Raw genomic sequence first — 17,365 nt, forward strand, 5'->3', positions numbered from 1 at the left:
TCCCCCCTAATTCACTTGATTTCGGCAGCTATCAACCCAACCGCGCTGCCTCTGCCGCGATGTGACCTGCCAGAGCAGATACGAATGTCCTGAGGCTGGTCATCGACGACAGCTCCGTGAAATCTCCGGTATCCACCGCGCTGCGCTCTGCGGCGATGACGGCAGCGGTGGTGTAAAGCTGCTCCTGCACCAGTCGCTGACACAGCAAGTCATACCGCTTGAGGTAGGACGCACCCTTGAACTCATCGAACACTGGGAAGTGTGGCGACGAATCACGGACAGGCTTGCGCGATTCCGGCGCATCCTCGACCATCATCATCCACCCAACAAAGGGACGCGGTTGCTTGCCGAAAGCCTCTTCACGGAAGGCGGTCCATAGATCATGGGCCGTCCCGATGGCTTCCTCAGTTCGGTTATTGAAGTTGTTGCCGAACGAGGGGCCTACCTGGCTTTTCAGCTCAATGGCTGCGATCAGCTCCCCCTTGTAGATCACCAAGAGATCCCACAGCTTCGTCGGGCGGAATTAGCCGGGCAGGGTTAGCATTGCCCGGTTCTGGTGAATCTCGGCGTGGGCTAGCCCATTGGCCTTGATGATGTCGAGCACCAAGGCCAAGAACCCATCCATATTCTTGCCAGCGGTAACTCCTGCACGTTCACCTTGGTCGGCTTTGCCCGACTCAATTTGCTTTTGTCTTGCTGCTTCGCGGTTGCCCCAAAACGCCTTCACGGCCTCGCGGGCTTTCTGTTCGTAGTTGGCGAGATCGAGTGCCATTTATTCTCCATTGCCTCCGAGGGCAGATCGTTCTTCGTGACTCAGTCCGTAAAGCTTGAACACAGCCCGGTTGCAGGCTTGCACGTCCCGCTTGATTGCAGCCTCGACCAGTTCACGGCGCAGCGTCTCGGGCACATCCGCCCAGCGTGGGATGCGAATTCGGCGCAGGTACTGCGCTTGGAAGCGCAGGAAACCACCCCGCATTTTTGTTGAGTAGGTCGCCACAAACAGACGTGAGACAGCAGACAGCAGCACAGCCTGCAATGCCCGCAAATCCCAGTCGTCTGAGGTGACGTAGTAGAGGTTGTGATGGGGATACAGCTCGCCGCTTTCAAAGACGATATGCGCCTCACCCTTGATGTCCGGGACCAGGAGCTTCGGCCTCGCAGCCAGCGCCGGGGTGATGCGGTCAATCGTGCGATACCAGTTGGCCGGAGCTTTCTGCGCACAGTGACGACCAGCAATCGCCTCTCGGCGGGCCTCAAGGTAACGGCGCAGGCGCGGGTACTCGTCAAGATTGACCAGCCCGCCCAACTCGGCAAAGGGGTTGATGACACCCTGACCGCGCCACTGCACCTCGCCAGTCATGATGTCCTTGGTTGTCACCAGCGGCAGCTTCCGGCTTGGCTCGACATCGAGAGCTGAGAAGTCCCCGATGAACGCCTTGTCAGCGCCGGTCGCGACACCGATCCCAACCTTGCACCCCGCCTCTTCCAGCAGGGGGAAAGCACCCTCCAGACGGCGAATGAGCGCCATCTGGTCGGATGACTCCAGCAGCCACGGCTCAGCACCGTTAGTCACGCGGGCCAGTTCGCGCACCAGGCCGGTTCCTTTCGGCAGCATAGGGGCCCTGAGCAAGTCTGCAAGTGTGGTCAGCGTCGCACGGTCAATAGCCGGACGGTGAGCGATGCGCGTTGCCCCCGACACTTCACGGCTGATGATGGTGATGGCTGGGTAGGCGATCACATCGGAGTGGAAGGCCGGTGTATCCACCATATCGACATAGACTTTTAGGTGGAATCGCTCGGCTACGAGGCTGCGCAGCGGCCCGCCATAGCGGTTCTTCATCCAGCGATCCGCGCAGATGAAGCCCAGGCGGCCACCATCCGACAAGACCGACAGCGACCGTTCGATGAATGGAATGTAGATATCGGCCCGGTCATACATCGTCAGGTAACGGCTGCGGTATTCGGCAAGTAGTGGCGCCGGGATCAGTTCCTGACGAACATAGGGTGGGTTACCCACCACGAAATCGAATTGCCCCTCCAGCGGTGCCAGCAGGAAATCGCCCTGCGACAACCAGCATCCAGCCAAGGCGGTCGCTGCATTCGCGGCGACCCCCTGGCGCTTGAGCAGCGCGATCACAGCGGCTTGGGTGCTGCGAAAGGTGTCGTGGTGCAGCTCTACCGCTCGGATCGTATTGGCTAGCTCGTTGAGCGCGGAACCGTTCGGCCTTGCCGCCCTCCATGCACTCAATAGCCGTTCAATGATCGGCAGCAGGAAGTCGCCGCCACCGAATGACGGCTCCAAAAGCCGCTTTTCGTAAAGCGGTTGATCCTCCGTGTAGCCAGCCAGGTCGAGAATGAAATCCACCACCTCAGAGCGCGTGAAAATAGCCCCGCGAGCCTCATGCCCCCCCTCTGTCGCCAAAGCCTCAGTAGCCGCCATGACCGGGCATACAGGGACTGCAACAGCTCTAGGAGAAACCTTGCTGCGCACGCTGTATGCAGTGTCTAGTTGTTGGGCCATCCCAAGTGCTCATTGACGCGGCATGACGACGCCGACGTGCTTGTAAAGGGTGGTTCGGGACACGCCATACCGGCGGGCTACCTCGGCCACCTGAATATCTGGATCGCGCAACAGGGCTTTGATCTCGCGCACCTGCTGGTCGTCTAACTTCGGCTTCCGACCACCGGCCCGGCCGCGGGCGCGGGCTGCTGCCAGCCCGGCCTGCGTCCGTTCTCGAATCAAGCCGCGTTCAAACTCTGCCAATGCCGCGAACACATGGAAAAGCAGCTTGCCCGCCGCGCCGCTCGTCTCGATCTTTTCTGTCAAGCTTTCGAATCCGACGCCGCGCTGCTCAAGATCGGCCACGATCTGTACCAGGTCGGGCAAACTGCGGCCTAGCCGATCCAGCCGCCAGACGACAAGGGTATCCCCAGCCCGCAGCGCCTTTCGGCACTGCTCAAGCTCCGGGCGGGCTGCACTCTTACCGCTGGCCGCTTCCTCGTAGATCGCACTGCACCCAGCCCACGTGAGCGCGTCGCGCTGCAGGTCTAGGTGCTGGTCATCGGTCGATACGCGGGCGTATCCTATTCGTTGATTCATTGACGGAATCAGAACACTGAAAAATTGACGGGTATATTAACACTCATCGGCGGCTTCGGCGATCTAAAACTGGGACTCTACGGAGTGTTCAGAAAACCACCGTTTGACGGACGCCTCGATCCAGAACCCCTGCAAGCATCATCTGCATAGACCAAAAAAGAGTCATCTGGAATGGGGAGTTGAATGCATCGGGCATGAGTGGCAAGTCTCGACCCCTACCCGTCGTTCGTATCGCCGGTGTTCCAATGACTGGTTCCGGGGTCGAGCAGCCATACAGCATGTCTATCCGCCGACAGCGTATCGGCCTGATCTGGCATTGGGGCACGCTCGCGCCATGTCAGCACTGACCGGCTTACAAAGCTATCGGCCTTTTTTCCACCTCAATCGTCAAATGCGACAAATCCCGAAAGCCTTGCAGCTTGTGCCGGTAGTACAACGCATCCCGGGTGGGATCTTTGCATTTCACCGCCACGATCGCTCCGAGGTGCCCAGGTCCGAGGCGCCACAGATGCAAGTCGGCCAATTCATCGCCCGCTTCCTGCACGACCTTGCGGATGGACTGGCTCAGCGCGGCATCCGGATTGACGTCCAACAGAATGGCGCCGGTATCCCGGATCAAACCGAAGGACCAGTTCGCAATCACCACCGCGCCGACGATACCCATCACGGGATCCATAAAGTTCAAGCCGAAGAACTTGCCCGCTGCCAGCCCCACAATGGCCAGCACGGAAACTGCGGCGTCCGCAGCCACATGCACGAAAGCGGCGCGCATATTGTGATCCCGGTGATGGTCTGCATGACCATGGTCATGGCCCTCAGACTCTGCAAAGTGCAGGGTTCGAGATACCACCGTTGCCCCGATGTTCAGATGCAACCGTGCTTCGAAGGCATGCGGCTCCGGAATGGTATCGACCGATTCCCAGTACCCGCCCTGGTCTTGAAACTGAAACGTTTGGTGTTGCCCGGAAGGACGAATCGTCTCCATCCACATGTGCGACGCCAGCAGGCTTGTGGGTGGGCCTGATTGATCTTGCCAACGCAAGCGAAACCTCGGCGGGACGCGATCCTCATGAATCTCGACCCGCACGCGACCTGTGGCAGTGTCCACGAACTGGGCATCGTCCGCGGTTGCCGCGCCATGGACATGACCATGCGCATGTCCATAACTGTGCTCATTGCCACTGAGCAGCCAGGCACTGAGGATGTTGACGAACAGGCCGAGAAAGGCAATGGCGATGGCAGCATTGAAATCGATGGCCACCGGATGGATGAAGCGCGCAATCGCCTCATAGCCGATCAATAAAGCGATCATGGCCAAGATGATGGCGCTGGAGAAACCCGCCAGATCCCCCACCTTGCCGGTGCCGAAGCTGAAGCGAGCGTCATGGGCATGTTGGCGCGCGTAGTGGTAGGCCATGGCGGCGATCAGCATGGCTGCAGCATGAGTGCTCATGTGCAGGCCATCGGCGACCAACGCCAGCGAGCCAAAGTGAACCCCATCAGCGATCTCGATGACCATCACCCCGGTACACAGGGCGATGACGGCCCGGGTCTTGCGGGCATTGCGGTCATGGTCCTGACCGAGAAACACATGCTCATGCTCATGGGTAAACGGGGTCGCGGACATGGATGCGCTCACTTGAAGTATCTGTGCACGACGTCGATCAACTGGGCGGCAGCCTCGGCCGATTCATCCTGTTGGCCCTTGCGGGGATCAATCAGGTGGGTCTGGATGTGATCTTCGACGACCTCGGACAGTAAGCTGTTCATCGCACCACGGCAAGCCGCGATGGCATGCATGACTTGCTCACAGCCCGCATCACTCTCCAGAGCACGCTCGATGGCATCGACCTGGCCGCGAATGCGGCGCACGCGGTTGAGAAGTTTGGTTCTTTCTCGGATGGTGTGGCTCATGCCAACACTATAGGGGGATAGGGTGTTTGAATTCATTGCGCTGGTCTCCATCGAACGGGGACACGATCAGGTGATCATGAGATGGATCGGCATTGGGCGGGGCAGGGGATTGACGAGCAAGGAACCTTCGCTATCATCAGCCACCTTCATCGTCCCATGCACCCATCCAAGCCCATGCGTTCCTTCCGAACTTTCTCCCGCTTCTGGGCGTTCGTTTGCGCATTGGCGTTTCTGCCGTGGATGCAAGTCGCCATGGCGCGTCCGGTGGTTGTTCCGGCCCCTTGCTGCGCGAATATGCCGGGTATGCCGACCATGGACTCCATGTCCATGGGAGCTGCTGGGCAACAAGCACAAGTTTCTAGCCAGGACAGCGCAAGGGTTGAGCGTGCGTTTTGTCAGGCAGCCTGCCAAGACCTGAACGCAGCGGCTCCAGCCAGCACGATCAAGAGCTTTGGTATTGGCCCCGCCGCGCTGATCCAGCGTGTGATGCTGGTGCCGCAAGTCCGCCCCGCTTTGCTGAACTGGCAAATTCAGCGCATTGAGCCCCCACCCCCCTCCAGACCGTCTTTCCTCGCGGCGCGTCTCCAAGTTTGACCCCTTCGGCAGCAAGCAAGCCCGGTGAACTTTGACCGGGCGATGCGCGTGTTCGCCTTGCGATCAACGCTGCAACTCTGCAGCGCACCATCTGCCGAAGAGGAAAGCGATGTCCCTCATGTTTCAGTGCCGCCGTGCGTTCGCCCGGCGATCTGCCACCGCCTGTTCAAAGCGCAGGGTGGCGGCTCTCCCCTTGATGTTTCTGCTCGGTCCGCTGCTTGCCAGCGTGGCTGCCCAAGCCCAAGATGCACCCTTGACCCTCAGAGCCGCCGAGGCGCAACTGGCACAAGCCAACCCGAGTCTGGCAGCAGCCACACAGCGCATCCGCGCTCTCCAGCATCAGGCTGCAGCGGCCACGCACTTGCCCGACCCGCATGTGTCGTTCGACGCGGTCAACCTACCCACCAACAGCTTTTCGCTGACCCAGCAAGGCATGACCATGCTCAGCGTTGGCGTCAGTCAGAGCTTTTCACCCATCGGCAAGCTGGCCCTCGAAGGGAGCAAGCTGCAGGCGCAAGCCTCGGAGCAACGCTTCAGCCGTGAAGCCAAGCGGGCGCAACTGGTTCTCGCTTTGCGACGCGCCTGGCTGGTGGCGGTGTACACGCGCCAGGCCATGGCGACCGTGCAACGGCAGCAGTCGCTGGCGCGTGAGAACGTCGACGCGGCCATGGCCAGCTACCGTGCGGGCAGCGGAGCGCAGAGCGATGTGTTGCGCGCCCGTCTCGCCGAGGACGAATTGCGCAACGACCAAAGCGCGCTCGCCGCCGATGAAGCAGCGGCCCTGGCCGACATCGCTCAGGCACTCGGCAGCGAGCATGCGCCGCAGATCGATCCTGCCTGGCCGAACTTGGCGCCTGGTGCGATGACTCCGGAGCAAGCTCCCCCAGGCCAGCCACTGCTGCGCCTGGCCCAGGCCAAGGTGCTGACCGCGCAGGCTGGCGTGCAAGTGGCCAAGACGAATTTCCGGCCAGCCATCACGGTGGGCGCCTCCTACGGCAAGAGCTTTGTTCCGGGCTCCCCCAACTATTTTTCGGCTGGGGTGTCGATGAATCTGCCGATCTTCTCCAGCCATCGGCTGGACCAGGAACTCGACAGCGCGCGCGCCCAGGTGATGGAAGCCCGCTACGACGAGCAGGACCAGCGGCTGGCCTTGCAGCAGCAGATTCGCTCGGCCACAGCGCGCATGCGCAGCCAGCAGGAGAAGTGGCAGCGCCTGCACGCCCAGATGCTGCCGCTGGCGCACGAGGCCTATGACTCCACCCTCACCGCCTACAGCAACGGCCGCGCCAGCATGGGCGACGTGCTCAAGGCGCAGCAAGCTGTCTTTGCCCTTGAACTCCAGACCCTGCAACTGCGCCGGGATCTGCTGGCCACCCAGGCCGAACTCGACTACCTGACCACGCCTTCGGAGCAGCAGCCATGAATTTGCGAACCTTCACTCTCGGCCTCGGCCTGTTGCTGGTGGGCCTCGGCGCGGGCCTCTGGAGCAGTCGCTGGCTGCCGCACGGCGCCTCGCAAGCCGAGTCGGCAAACACCGCGGCGGCCCCGGCTTCCGCAACAGCTTCCGCAGCAGCGCCGGCAAGCCGCCAGGTGCTGTACTGGGCCAACCCGATGAACGCCGCCATCCACGCCGACCACCCGATGAAAGACAACATGGGGATGGACTATGTGCCGGTCTACGCCCCGGCTGCGGCGCCGCAGCGCCGGGTGCTGTACTGGGCCAGCCCGATGAATCCGGCGATCCATGCGGACCATCCGATGAAGGACAACATGGGCATGGATTACGTGCCGGTCTACGCCCAGGCCGAAACCGGAGGGGCCGACACCGGAGTGCACATCGACCCGCGTCTGACGCAAAACCTGGGCGTGCGTCTGACGACCGCACAGATGCGCCCCCTGGGCCAGGCGATCCAGACCGTGGGCACCGTGGCGGTGGACCAGAACCGTGTCACCATCGTCACCCCGCGCTTCTCCGGCTGGGTGGTGCAGCTCAAGGTGCGTGCCGTGGGCGATGCGGTGGCGCGCGGTCAGGTGCTGGCGGAGATTTACTCGCCCGAGTTGTACGCCGCGCAGCAGGAATACAGCATCGCGCGCCAGCTAGCGGGCACGACTGATAGCCACACCGGCAGTCACCCCGACAACCAGGGCTTGCTGGCCGCAGCCAAACAGCGCCTGCTGCTGCTGGGCCTGCCCGAGGCAGCGCTCAAGCAGTTGGAGGCCTCGGGCCAACCGATGCGCGACGTTCCCATCCTGGCGCCCGAGAGCGGCGTGGTGACGGCGCTCAATATTCGCCAGGGCAGCTATGTCTCGTCGCAGAACAGCCTGTTCGAGATCGCCAATCTGGATCGGGTCTGGGTCAATGTGGCGCTGTACGACTACCAGATGCCGTGGGTGCGTCTGGGCGACGGCGTGCAGCTCCAGCTCCCGGCCTACCCCGGCAGGAATTGGGATGGGCGCTTGAACTTTCTCTACCCCACGCTGGATCCGCAAACTCGCACCATCACCGCGCGCCTGAGCTTCGCCAACCCCGGCGGCATGTTGCGCCCGGGCATGTATGCCAACGCCACGGTGCAGGCTCAGGCGCAAACCGCGCTGGCGCTGCCGAGCAGCGCGGTGCTGCGCACGCAAGATGGCGATTACGCCATGCTGGCGCAGGCGGGCGGCCACTTCCTGCCGGTGCAGGTTGCGCTTGGTCCCGAGGCGAACGGCTGGGTGGTCATCGCCCGAGGGCTCAAGGTGGGTGACCAGGTGGTGGAAAGCGCCCAGTTCCTGCTGTACTCCGAATCGCAGTTCCAGTCGGTCAAGGCGCGCATGCTCGGCGGTCAAGCCAACACGAGTGGAGCGAGTGGCATGCCCGCTACGGGGGCGATGTCAGGCATGCCGCCAGCGAGCTCCCCGCAAGCCGGCGCTGCCGGGCCCATGCCCGCGCCGACGGCTACTCCGCCCGTGAGACCAGCAGCAGCGCCCCCTGACGCGGGATCGATGGCCGGAATGAATATGGCCCCTGGCCGGAGCGCCCCATGATCCGGCGACTCATGGAGTGGTGCTTCGAGAACCGCAGCCTGACGGTGATCGGCGCGCTGCTGCTGCTGGCCGCGGGCATCCTGGCGGTGCGCAACACGCCGCTGGAAGCCATCCCCGACATCTCGCCCACCCAGGTCATCATCAAGACCTCTTACCCCGGGCAGGCGCCGCAGGTGGTGCAGGACCAGGTGACCTATCCGCTGGAGACCACCCTGCAGTCGGTTCCCGGCGCGCGCGCCGTGCGCGGCTACTCGATGTTCGGCGACTCCTTCGTCTACGTCATCTTCAAGGACGGAACCAACATCTACCAGGCGCGCAATCTGGTGCTGCAGTATCTCAGCCAGGTGCAATCCAAACTGCCGCCCGGGGTGACGCCGGCGCTGGGTCCGGACAGCTCGGGGGTGGACTGGGTTTACATGTACGCCCTGACCGATACCGGTGGCACGCAGGACCTGAGCCAGCTCACCACCCTGCAGAACTGGTTCCTCAAATACCAGTTGCAAAGCATTCCGGGCGTGGCCGAGGTCGCCACGGTCGGTGGCATGGTCAAGGAATACCAGGTGGTGGTGAACCCGCAGGCCCTACTGGCCTACAACCTCACCCTGCCTCAGGTGGAAGATGCCATTCGCGCCGCGAACGGCGAGACCAGCGGCTCGGTGGTCGATCTGGGTGAGGCCAGCTATATGGTGCGTACCACCGGCTACATCCGCTCGCTGCGGGACCTGGAAAACGCGCCACTGGCGGCGCGCGGCGGCGTGCCGCTGACGCTCAAAGACGTCGCCCGCGTGCAGTTCGGGCCGGAGCTGCCCAACAGCGCCGCCGACCTCAACGGCGAGGGCGCGGTGGTCGGCGGCATCGTGATGATGAACCAGGGCTCGAACGCCGATGCCATCATTCAACACGTCGAGGACAAGATTCGCGCCATCCAGCCCTCCCTGCCTCCCGGGGTGAAGATCGTCACCACCTACAGCCAAGCGCCGCTGATCCAGCGTGCCATCCACACCCTCACCGAGAAGCTGCTGGAAGAATCACTGATCGTCGCCTTGGTGTCCTTCCTGTTCCTGCTGCGTGCGCGCTCGGCGCTGGTGGCCATCGTGTCGCTGCCGCTGGGCATCCTCGCCGCCTTTCTGGTGATGTGGGCGCAGGGCATTCCGGCCAACATCATGTCTCTGGGGGGCATCGCCATCGCCATCGGCGCGATGACCGACGCCGCGATCGTCATGATCGAGAACATGCACAAGCATATGGAGCACGACCCGCATGCCGATCCCTGGATGAAGGCGCGGGTCGCCGCCGCGGAGGTCGGTCCGGCATTGTTTTTTTCGCTGCTGATCATCGCGGTGTCGTTCCTGCCGGTGTTCGCGCTCGGCGGCGAGGAGGGCAAGCTGTTTCGGCCCCTGGCCTTCACCAAGACCTATGCCATGGCGGCAGCCGCCATTCTGTCCATCACTCTGGTGCCGCTGCTGATGGCGTGGTTCATTCGCGGGCCGATCCGCCCGGAGGGGAAAAACCCCTTGAACCAGGTACTGGTCTGGCTCTACCGCCCCTTGATCCACGGCGTGCTGCGGGCTCCCTGGGTGGTGATCGTGCTGGCCATCGTCGCGGTGGCCAGTCTGTATTTCCCCTGGAAGCATCTCGGCTCGGAGTTCATGCCTCCCCTGAACGAAGGCACCTTGTTGTACATGCCGGTATCGCAGGATCCGTCGATCTCCATCGGCCAATCGGCCGCGATCCTGCAGCAGAGCGACCGCATCATCAAGACCTTCCCCGAAGTGGAGAGCGTGTTCGGCAAGGCGGGGCGGGCGCAGACCGCGACCGACCCGACGCCGATCTCGATGTTCATGACGGTCGTGAACCTGAAAGACCGCAGCACTTGGCCGGCCGGCATGACCACCGCCAAGCTGATTGAGAAGCTGAACCAGTCGCTGCAGATTCCAGGCGTATCGAACACCTGGACCCAGCCGATCAAGGGTCAGGTGGACATGTTGACCACCGGCTTGCAAACGCCGCTGGGCATCAAGGTCACCGGCAGCAATCTCGACACGCTGAACCGACTAGGGCAGGAAATTCAAGCCGTGCTGCAAACCGTTCCGGGTACGCAGAACGCCTATGCGGCGCGCGCCACCGGTGGGCGCTACATCGTGGTCGACACCAACCGGCTGGCCGCCGCGCGCTACGGCCTTTCGGTGGCGGATGTGAACCGCCTAGTCGAGACAGCGATCGGCGGGCAGATCCTGTCCACCGCCGTCAACGGTCTGGAGCGTTTCCCCATCATCTTGCGCTATCCGCGCGAACTGCGTCAATCGCTGTCCACGCTGATGGAAAGTCGCATCGCCACGCCCGAGGGCAGCCAGATTCCGCTGGCGCAGGTGGCCACGCTGCGCATCGAGGGCGGCCCGCCCATGCTCACCAGCGACAACAGCCGGCTGAATTCCTGGGTGTACATCGACCTCAAGCCCGGCACCAGCATCGGCGGCTACGTGGCCGCGGCGCAAGCAGCCCTGGCGCAGAAGGTGCATCTGCAGCCCGGTTTCACACTCGACTGGGTGGGGCAGTACCAGGCGCTGGAGCAGGCCGTGCAGCGCCTGAAGATCGTCGTGCCGGCGGTGATCGGCCTGATCGCGCTCTTGCTGTATTTCAACTTCAAGAACCTCACCGAGGTCGCCATCATCCTGCTGACTTTGCCGCTGTCGCTGGTGGGCGGATTCTGGTACGTCGACTGGCTCGGCTACAAGCTCTCGGTGGCGGTGGGCGTGGGCTTCATCGCCACCGCTGGGGTGGCCTCCGAGTTCGGCGTGGTCATGCTGCTGTATCTCGACGCGGCGCTGGAGCGACGCAAGATTCAAGACCGCCTCAGCACCTGGGACGATCTCAAGCAGACCGTGGTCGAGGGCACCTTGCTGCGACTGCGGCCCATGGCGATGACCCTGACCATGGTGGTCGGCGGCCTGCTGCCCATCATGTTCAGCGAAGGCGCTGGCGCCGACGTGATGAAGCGCATTGCCGCACCCATGGTGGGCGGCATGCTGACCGCCGCCCTGCTGGCGCTGCTGGTGATTCCAGCGGTTTACGCCCTGTGGCAGAAGCAGCGCCTGGGACTGGGCGAGAGTCCCAGGCTGGAGGTGGTTTCATGAACGCCATGAATCGGCCGCAAGCAGACTTGCCCAAAGGGGTCAAGCAAATGCGGCAACGGCCGAGCTTGCCCGCCCTTGAGCAGGGGCAAATCACACCGCTGCCGGGCTCGGCTGCTTCCAGAACTCTGCTGGGCAAACGCCGATCTCAGTGTGCAGGGCGCACGCATTTCAGGAGCTTGCGGCGTCAAAGCCTTGGGCTGGAGAAGAGGTATTTGATCAGCGCCGCCACGCCGAGCGCAATGAAGGCCAGCACCAGCAGTCCGAACAACCCCATGAGGGCCATGCCGCCCCCCGACATGCAGACAGAAGTCATCATGATCGGTTTCCTTTCGTCGTTTGTTCCGTGTGTTGCAACCAGGAGTTCATCATGCAACGTCGTACATTTTTGACTACCGTTGTGGGTTTTGTTGGAACCGTCGTGGGCTTTTTGACCGGACGCGGCGCACCGTCCGCCCAGGCCCAGGGCATGATGGGTGGAGGGATGATGGGTGGCGGCAAGGGCGGCATGATGTCGCCCGAGAACATGAACGGCCCCATGCGCACCGGCATGGAATTGTTCAAGGTTCACCAGCAGATTCAGCGCAAGGTGACCGAGCTGCCCAACGGGGTGCATGACGTGACCACCTCGGCCGACCCCACGACTGCAGCGCTCATCCAGAAGCATGTGGTGGAGATGTATGCACGGCTCGATCAGAACCACCCTTTCCCCTACCCCATGAGCAACAGCGTGCCGCAGATGTTCGCCCACCCGACGAAATATCAACGCAAACTGGACATCCTGCCCGACGGCGTGGCCGTGACCGAGACCTCCACCGACCCGGAGATGGTCGCAGTGATCAAGGCGCACTCGCGCGAGCTCGACCGCTTCGCCAAAGAGGGCATGCCGGCGATGATGCGCGGGATGATGTGAGACCTGCATGCGCGGCTTGGCAGAACTGGCGACACCAGTCTGCCTGGCAATACGAAGTTTTCCATCTGGGTTGTCACAGCAGCCGGCCCCAGGTCTGCTGGATCAGCGCTGCTGCATTTCGATTAACTGGAGCATTGCCATGAAGAAACTGTTGGTCGTCATCACCCCCCTGCTGATGCTGGGCGCCGCCTACCCGGCGTTTGCTGCGGGCAGCAATGGGGTGCAGGCCCGGGAGGCGCAAATTCAAGCCTGCTTTCGCATGCATGGCCAATTGATGGACAAGCCAGCCGTGCGCAACCCGTTGGACTGCTGGAGGGAGCATGGATTCTTGATGCAGAAGTAACCTCCCCTGTGGCGCATGGCCCTGAGGGTCGTGCGCCGGGGTGGCCACCACTCGCCGCAGACGAGCCGTGGCTCGCACCTACCCACAAACATCATGGATCAACACAGGAGAACTCGATGAAACGTTTCGACCTCGCCCTCATTCTGATCGGTTCCGCGGCAGCCATGTCGCCTACTTTTGCAGCATCGAACGCGATGCCGGGTATGGGCAATATGAATGGTGGGGGCATGGGGGGCATGTCCGATCCAGCCACCGCGACCAATGGCTTTATGGCTCACGGGGCCATCAACAGCGTCAACGCCGCCACCGGCACGGTGAATATCACGCACCAGGCGATCAAGGCGCTGGGCTGGCCGGGAATGACCATGGACTTCGGCGTGCGGAGCAAGAGCATGCTCAACGAACTCAAGGCGGGAGAAACAGTGAATTTCGATCTGGCCAAGGGACCATCGGGACAGTACATCGTCACCAAGATTGCTGTCGTGCGGTGACGTCATTCCGACGTGTTGTCGGTTCGTGCGCGTGATGGCGTTCAGCGTGCTTCCGGCGCGGCTCGTAAACCACACCGCAAGATGGTTATCGTGTTCAGAAATCCCTTGACTCTGGACCTCACTCCAAGGTCTAGAGTGCATCCATCGCGATGCGGCAGGTCTTTGTTCACCCGGAGATCATGCCAAGACAGATGGGTGTTCAAACGAAGGAGTTCTGACATGGCAACACAACGTCAGGTTGAAGTTTTCAGCGCCGGGTGCTGTGCCGGGAGCGGTGTCGACGAAGCCGTGTTGCGCGTGGCCTCGCGGCCAACGCGTCCGGTGCTGAAACGCCTTGCAGCTTCAGTCGAAAATTTCTTTCCAGAACGATTTTCGGCCCGGCATCGGGCCATAGCGCCCCTGATGTTTGCCACCGCCGTGGTGGTCGCCGTTTTGGCCATGACTTTCAGGCTGTGGTGATGGGCGGCTCACTTGCTGTGGTGCGCTGGCCGCCTCCTGTTGGTGGTTTCGCTCGATGATCTTGTCAAGCTCGCCGCGATCGAGCCAAACGCCGCGGTATTGCGGCAGTCGTCAATTTCAATGCCCTGGCGTTCGGTCATCACCAGGGTACTTTCCTTGCAGACGTGGCATTTCATGACGGCATCTCCTTGTTGTGAAACCATGAACCCAGAACATCAAACCGTTGCACGTCGTAGCGACAGCAGCCGCATGCCGTTGAACACCACCAACAGGCTGGCCCCGGCATCGGCGAACACCGCCATCCACAGGGTCGCCACGCCGCTCAGGGCCAAGGCGAAGAACACCGCCTTGATGCCCAGCGCTAGGGCGATGTTCTGCTTGAGAATTGCGGCGGTGCGCCGGCTCAAATGGATGAAGTCGGCGATCTTGCGCGGGTCGTCGTCCATGATGGCGACATCGGCGGTTTCCAGCGCCGTGGCGGTGCCGGCCGCCCCCATGGCAAAGCCGATGTTCGCGCGCGCCAGCGCCGGCGCATCGTTCACGCCGTCGCCGACCATACCGACCGAACCGTAGCGCGCATGCAGTTCGGCAACGGCGGCCTGCTTGTCCTGTGGCAGCAGATTGCCTCGCGCATCGGCGATGCCGAGCTGAGCGGCAATGGCCCTTGCCGTGGCCGGGTTGTCGCCCGTCAACATGACCGGCTCGACGCCCAGCCCCTTGAGGGCCGCAACCGCCTGCGCGCTCTCTGGCCTGAGGGTGTCGGCGACGCCGAAAACGGCCACGGGGCCAGCCGCGTCGCACAACACGATGGCGGTCTTGCCGGCACGCTCCAGCACGGCAAGCTGCGCCTCCAGCGCCGCCGAACAGACCCCGATGTCTTCGGCCAGGCGATGATTGCCCAGATGCCAGAGCTGGCCGGTGACGCTGCCCTTAACGCCGCGCCCTTGCAGCACACCAAAATCCTCGACGGGCAGCACTGTGGACCCTGGCTGCTGCGCGCGCCAGCCGGCAACCAGCGCCTGGGCGACCGGATGCGTGCTGTGGTCGTCGAGGCTGGCGGCGATCCGCAAGGCCTGCGCGATGGTCATGTCGCCAAGCGGGATCGCATCGGTCAGTGCGGGCTTGCCGCGGGTCAGCGTGCCGGTCTTATCGAGCGCCACGGCTTTGAGCAGACGGCCGCCTTCCAGATGGATCCCGCCCTTGACCAGGATGCCATGCCCGGCCGCCGCCGCAAGACCGCTGACCACGGTGACCGGCGTGGAGACCACCAAGGCGCAGGGGCAGGCGATGACCAGCATGACCAGGGCCTCGTACAGCCAGGAACTCCAGCCTCCACCACTCAGCAGCGGGCCGAGGATGGCCACGGCGATGGCGAAGACCACCACCGCTGGGGTGTAGTACCGCGCGAATTGATCGACGAAACGCTGGGTCGGCGCGCGCTGTGACTGCGCGCTCTGAATGGCCAGGGCGATGCGGGCCAAGGTGCTGTCACCGGCCGAGGCCGTGACGGAGGCTTCCACCACGCCATCGGCCACAATGCTGCCTGCATACAGCGGGTCGCCCACTTGCTTGTCCACGGGCATGCTTTCCCCGGTGATCGGCGCTTGGTTTAGCGCCGCGCGGCCGGACACGACGCGCGCGTCCAGCGGCACCCGCGCGCCGGTGCGCACCCGGATGCGACTGCCGACGGCCACCTCGGCCACCGGCTTGGCCTGCCAGGCCTCGCCAGCCTTGACCTCGGCGGTTTCCGGCGCGATGGCCGTGAGCGACTTAATCGCGTTCCTGGCACGCTCCAGCGACAGCGCCTCGATCGCCTCGGCCACGGCGAACAGGAACACCACCATCGCCGCCTCCGGCCACTTGCCGAGAGCCACGGCCCCGGTCACCGCGATGGACATCAGGAAGTAGATGTTGAGGGTCAGGTTCTTGAGCGCGACCCAGCCCTTTTTGATGGTCGGCAGGCCGGCGCTCACGATGGACACAGCGGCAAGCGCCATCACCATCGATGAGGTCTCTCGCCCGGTCGACCAGGCGATGGCCTCGGCCGCGACCGCGGCGACGCCAGCCACGGCGAGCAGGCCTTTTTGCCGTGGGCTCAGGGCCGGGGGAAGTACAGACACCGACGCATTGGCTTCCAGCACATTGGGTGCCATGTCCAGCTTGCTCAGCACTGCAGTAATCTCGTGCGGCTGCTCCAAACGGTGATACACCGTGAGTTCCCGTTGCAGGAGGTTGAAGTCGAGTTGGACGACCCCGGGCATGACCTCCAGCTTGTTGCGGATCAGGCGCTCCTCGGTGGGGCAGTCCATCTTGTCGATGCGGTAGCGAACCCGGCTGGTCCCTTCGGGTGCCGGATTGGTTTTGCAAACACCCGTCAGACAGTCGGTCTGTGTCGCCGGGGCGCAGCAGGCATCGGCCCCCGCGTGGGCATGGATATGCGCATCAGGGCCGTGGTCGTGGCCATGATCCTGCGCATGATCGTGGTCACAGGTGGGTCCATGGTCTTGCGCCTGGGCAGGCAGGCGTAACGCTGTGCTGATGGGGTCGTGCTGGCTCATGATGGCGGATCTCGGTGAACAATGCGATCATTGAACAGCCTGTACCTGCTACAGGGTCAAGTACCTTTAGACGACAGGGGAATGCAAGATGCGAATCGGGGAATTGGCGCAGCGCGGGCACTGCGACGTGGAGACGGTGCGTTTTTACGAACGCGAGGGCTTGCTGGACGCGCCCTCTCGCGAGGGCAACGGCTATCGCAACTACACCAGTGATCACCTGGTGCAACTCAATTTCATTCGGCACTGCCGCTCGCTGGGCATGGGATTGCCCGACGTGCGCGTATTGCTCAGCTTTCAGGAGCATCCTGAATCGGCGTGCGACGACATCAACCAGTTGATCGACCGGCAGATCGCGCGCATTCATCATCAGGTCGAATCGCTGCGCTTGCTGGAGCAGCAGTTGCACGCGCTGCGCGAGTCCTGTCAGGTCAACCGAACGGCGAGCGCATGCGGCATCCTGCAGAACCTGCGACACGCCGCGGCCGGCGAGCCCTGCGAATGCCATGCGGAACCGGTCAATCGGTCCGGAGCGGATCATCCAGGTGGCGTGTCGGTGTGAGCGTAGGCGTCGGTCGGCGAGAGATGACAAAGTTTTAATGGCGCTGTCATGAATGGGACAGCGTCGCGGCACTAAAGTGGAAGCACGCTGCACGACAAACTAGAGTCCATCGACTTTTGGCTATTGAGATTTCCAGAATGGGCGACAGACGCAAGGCAGCGCGCAAGGCTCCCCCTCCGGGCCTCCCCCACGAGATGGGGGAGGATTGGGGTGGGGAGAGGTTCAGACAGTCACAGATTCGGGAAACATCAGTAGTGCGCAAAGTGCCCATCTCTGGCG

General features: G+C 62.9%; 16 protein-coding genes and 1 pseudogene. 9 read left to right on the forward strand and 8 right to left on the reverse strand.

Annotated features, from left to right (window positions below; genetic code table 11):
• Positions 1 to 31 precede the first annotated feature (31 nt).
• The 5 genes and pseudogenes from AC1ZQA_RS10135 to AC1ZQA_RS10155 all read right to left on the reverse strand — a co-directional run bounded on the left by AC1ZQA_RS10135 (position 32) and on the right by AC1ZQA_RS10155 (position 5,014).
• Positions 32 to 772 (reverse strand): annotated as a pseudogene (locus tag AC1ZQA_RS10135) (PaeR7I family type II restriction endonuclease).
• Entirely contained in the window at positions 773 to 2,440 is a 1,668-nt protein-coding gene (locus AC1ZQA_RS10140) for an Eco57I restriction-modification methylase domain-containing protein (RefSeq protein WP_055451800.1), read from the reverse strand.
• Positions 2,441 to 2,530: 90 nt separating this feature from the next.
• Positions 2,531 to 3,100 carry a recombinase family protein gene (locus tag AC1ZQA_RS10145; RefSeq protein ID WP_055451801.1) on the reverse strand — a complete coding sequence of 190 codons (570 nt, stop codon included), beginning with the start codon at positions 3,098 to 3,100 and terminating at the stop codon, positions 2,531 to 2,533.
• Between the two features lie 352 nt (positions 3,101 to 3,452).
• Complete coding sequence (gene dmeF / locus AC1ZQA_RS10150; protein WP_055451802.1) at positions 3,453 to 4,727, reverse strand: CDF family Co(II)/Ni(II) efflux transporter DmeF; 1,275 nt, start codon at positions 4,725 to 4,727, stop codon at positions 3,453 to 3,455.
• 8 nt (positions 4,728 to 4,735) lie between these two features.
• Entirely contained in the window at positions 4,736 to 5,014 is a 279-nt protein-coding gene (locus AC1ZQA_RS10155; RefSeq protein WP_055451803.1) for a metal/formaldehyde-sensitive transcriptional repressor, read from the reverse strand.
• Positions 5,015 to 5,095: 81 nt separating this feature from the next.
• On the opposite strand from AC1ZQA_RS10155, the gene AC1ZQA_RS10160 reads away from it, so the two are divergent.
• The 4 genes from AC1ZQA_RS10160 (at position 5,096) to AC1ZQA_RS10175 (ending at position 11,766) form a co-directional block, all read left to right on the forward strand.
• Positions 5,096 to 5,608, forward strand: coding sequence for a hypothetical protein (locus tag AC1ZQA_RS10160; RefSeq protein ID WP_055451804.1), 513 nt, complete (start codon positions 5,096 to 5,098; stop codon positions 5,606 to 5,608).
• Positions 5,609 to 5,861: 253 nt separating this feature from the next.
• Positions 5,862 to 7,031 carry a TolC family protein gene (locus AC1ZQA_RS10165; RefSeq protein ID WP_286986153.1) on the forward strand — a complete coding sequence of 390 codons (1,170 nt, stop codon included), beginning with the start codon at positions 5,862 to 5,864 and terminating at the stop codon, positions 7,029 to 7,031.
• Positions 7,028 to 8,632 carry an efflux RND transporter periplasmic adaptor subunit gene (locus AC1ZQA_RS10170; RefSeq protein ID WP_055451806.1) on the forward strand — a complete coding sequence of 535 codons (1,605 nt, stop codon included), beginning with the start codon at positions 7,028 to 7,030 and terminating at the stop codon, positions 8,630 to 8,632. Before AC1ZQA_RS10165 ends, AC1ZQA_RS10170 begins: the two co-directional genes overlap by 4 nt.
• On the forward strand, positions 8,629 to 11,766 hold the full coding sequence (locus AC1ZQA_RS10175; RefSeq protein ID WP_055451807.1) for an efflux RND transporter permease subunit: 3,138 nt from the start codon (positions 8,629 to 8,631) through the stop codon (positions 11,764 to 11,766). Before AC1ZQA_RS10170 ends, AC1ZQA_RS10175 begins: the two co-directional genes overlap by 4 nt.
• A 184-nt stretch (positions 11,767 to 11,950) precedes the next feature.
• Here the strand turns inward: AC1ZQA_RS10175 and AC1ZQA_RS10180 are convergent, their stop codons facing one another.
• On the reverse strand, positions 11,951 to 12,082 hold the full coding sequence (locus AC1ZQA_RS10180; protein ID WP_281173312.1) for a hypothetical protein: 132 nt from the start codon (positions 12,080 to 12,082) through the stop codon (positions 11,951 to 11,953).
• Between the two features lie 51 nt (positions 12,083 to 12,133).
• On the opposite strand from AC1ZQA_RS10180, the gene AC1ZQA_RS10185 reads away from it, so the two are divergent.
• From AC1ZQA_RS10185 to AC1ZQA_RS10200, 4 genes are all read left to right on the forward strand, one after another.
• The gene (locus tag AC1ZQA_RS10185; protein ID WP_055451808.1) at positions 12,134 to 12,676 is read left to right on the forward strand and encodes a hypothetical protein; all 543 of its coding nucleotides are present in this window, start codon (positions 12,134 to 12,136) and stop codon (positions 12,674 to 12,676) included.
• A 139-nt stretch (positions 12,677 to 12,815) separates the two neighbouring features.
• Positions 12,816 to 13,019 (forward strand): hypothetical protein, encoded by a 204-nt coding sequence (locus tag AC1ZQA_RS10190; protein WP_055451809.1) that lies wholly within the window; start codon positions 12,816 to 12,818, stop codon positions 13,017 to 13,019.
• A gap of 116 nt (positions 13,020 to 13,135) precedes the next feature.
• Positions 13,136 to 13,510 (forward strand): copper-binding protein, encoded by a 375-nt coding sequence (locus tag AC1ZQA_RS10195; RefSeq protein WP_055451810.1) that lies wholly within the window; start codon positions 13,136 to 13,138, stop codon positions 13,508 to 13,510.
• Between the two features lie 219 nt (positions 13,511 to 13,729).
• Complete coding sequence (locus AC1ZQA_RS10200; protein WP_167344863.1) at positions 13,730 to 13,969, forward strand: hypothetical protein; 240 nt, start codon at positions 13,730 to 13,732, stop codon at positions 13,967 to 13,969.
• Positions 13,970 to 13,977: 8 nt separating this feature from the next.
• On the opposite strand, the gene AC1ZQA_RS10205 is transcribed toward AC1ZQA_RS10200, so the two are convergent.
• Positions 13,978 to 14,145, reverse strand: coding sequence for a hypothetical protein (locus AC1ZQA_RS10205; protein ID WP_465020117.1), 168 nt, complete (start codon positions 14,143 to 14,145; stop codon positions 13,978 to 13,980).
• Positions 14,146 to 14,184: 39 nt separating this feature from the next.
• Entirely contained in the window at positions 14,185 to 16,527 is a 2,343-nt protein-coding gene (locus AC1ZQA_RS10210) for a heavy metal translocating P-type ATPase (RefSeq protein ID WP_082454473.1), read from the reverse strand.
• Between the two features lie 88 nt (positions 16,528 to 16,615).
• Here AC1ZQA_RS10210 and AC1ZQA_RS10215 point away from each other — a divergent pair, with 88 nt between their 5' ends.
• Positions 16,616 to 17,086 carry a Cd(II)/Pb(II)-responsive transcriptional regulator gene (locus tag AC1ZQA_RS10215; protein ID WP_055451811.1) on the forward strand — a complete coding sequence of 157 codons (471 nt, stop codon included), beginning with the start codon at positions 16,616 to 16,618 and terminating at the stop codon, positions 17,084 to 17,086.
• Positions 17,087 to 17,365 lie beyond the last annotated feature (279 nt).

This window comes from Thiomonas sp. DCM-2 (assembly GCF_056820905.1).

Coding starts and splice junctions, on each gene's coding strand:
- dmeF (WP_055451802.1), bottom strand. CDS start 4,727: ATGTCCGCGACCCCGTTTACCCATGAGCATGAGCATGTGTTTCTCGGT.
- AC1ZQA_RS10190 (WP_055451809.1), top strand. CDS start 12,816: ATGAAGAAACTGTTGGTCGTCATCACCCCCCTGCTGATGCTGGGCGCC.
- AC1ZQA_RS10215 (WP_055451811.1), top strand. CDS start 16,616: ATGCGAATCGGGGAATTGGCGCAGCGCGGGCACTGCGACGTGGAGACG.
- AC1ZQA_RS10195 (WP_055451810.1), top strand. CDS start 13,136: ATGAAACGTTTCGACCTCGCCCTCATTCTGATCGGTTCCGCGGCAGCC.
- AC1ZQA_RS10145 (WP_055451801.1), bottom strand. CDS start 3,100: ATGAATCAACGAATAGGATACGCCCGCGTATCGACCGATGACCAGCAC.
- AC1ZQA_RS10175 (WP_055451807.1), top strand. CDS start 8,629: ATGATCCGGCGACTCATGGAGTGGTGCTTCGAGAACCGCAGCCTGACG.
- AC1ZQA_RS10200 (WP_167344863.1), top strand. CDS start 13,730: ATGGCAACACAACGTCAGGTTGAAGTTTTCAGCGCCGGGTGCTGTGCC.
- AC1ZQA_RS10155 (WP_055451803.1), bottom strand. CDS start 5,014: ATGAGCCACACCATCCGAGAAAGAACCAAACTTCTCAACCGCGTGCGC.
- AC1ZQA_RS10205 (WP_465020117.1), bottom strand. CDS start 14,145: ATGAAATGCCACGTCTGCAAGGAAAGTACCCTGGTGATGACCGAACGC.
- AC1ZQA_RS10170 (WP_055451806.1), top strand. CDS start 7,028: ATGAATTTGCGAACCTTCACTCTCGGCCTCGGCCTGTTGCTGGTGGGC.
- AC1ZQA_RS10160 (WP_055451804.1), top strand. CDS start 5,096: ATGGATCGGCATTGGGCGGGGCAGGGGATTGACGAGCAAGGAACCTTC.
- AC1ZQA_RS10140 (WP_055451800.1), bottom strand. CDS start 2,440: ATGGCGGCTACTGAGGCTTTGGCGACAGAGGGGGGGCATGAGGCTCGC.
- AC1ZQA_RS10180 (WP_281173312.1), bottom strand. CDS start 12,082: ATGATGACTTCTGTCTGCATGTCGGGGGGCGGCATGGCCCTCATGGGG.
- AC1ZQA_RS10210 (WP_082454473.1), bottom strand. CDS start 16,527: ATGAGCCAGCACGACCCCATCAGCACAGCGTTACGCCTGCCTGCCCAG.
- AC1ZQA_RS10185 (WP_055451808.1), top strand. CDS start 12,134: ATGCAACGTCGTACATTTTTGACTACCGTTGTGGGTTTTGTTGGAACC.